This is a genomic window from Lactobacillus sp. UMNPBX19, from assembly GCF_002553805.1.
GTDB lineage: Bacteria > Bacillota > Bacilli > Lactobacillales > Lactobacillaceae > Lactobacillus.
Window position 1 is genome coordinate 1 of sequence record NZ_PCYR01000149.1, and the last position, 383, is coordinate 383.

Below are 383 nucleotides of genomic sequence, written 5' to 3' on the forward strand. Positions count from 1 at the left end.
TTGATAAATATGGATTAAAAATATTAGAGGAAAGAGGTCGAATTTATGGTCAAAGAAAAATATGTCTTACACTGGAGAACGGCACCGAGAAGTGTATCCGTATTGCTCAGCTGGTTACCTTACTTCTACAGATATCAAGACGAAAACTACAATCAGACAGCTGTAAATCTATATCCAAATACATCTCCTGGTAATAAAGTAGTTAGACCGACTAGGCGAAAGATAGCTTATGCATATGAAAAAGAAGTAAAAGATCCTCCAGATAATTTTGTTAATGCAAGTATTGAGGAGTTTTCTCGAGGATACCAACCAGGAAACAAGAAAAAAGATCGCGCTGATAAAGAATCAAGAGTTAGACAAGTTGTGGCTACTGCTGCTCAACT

1 protein-coding gene is annotated in these 383 nt (G+C 36.6%); it reads left to right on the forward strand.

Going from position 1 to position 383, the window contains the following annotated elements:
• Positions 1-45 precede the first annotated feature (45 nt).
• The coding region (locus CP370_RS09525) for a hypothetical protein (RefSeq protein ID WP_143467913.1) at positions 46-383 on the forward strand (338 nt) is incomplete at its 3' end.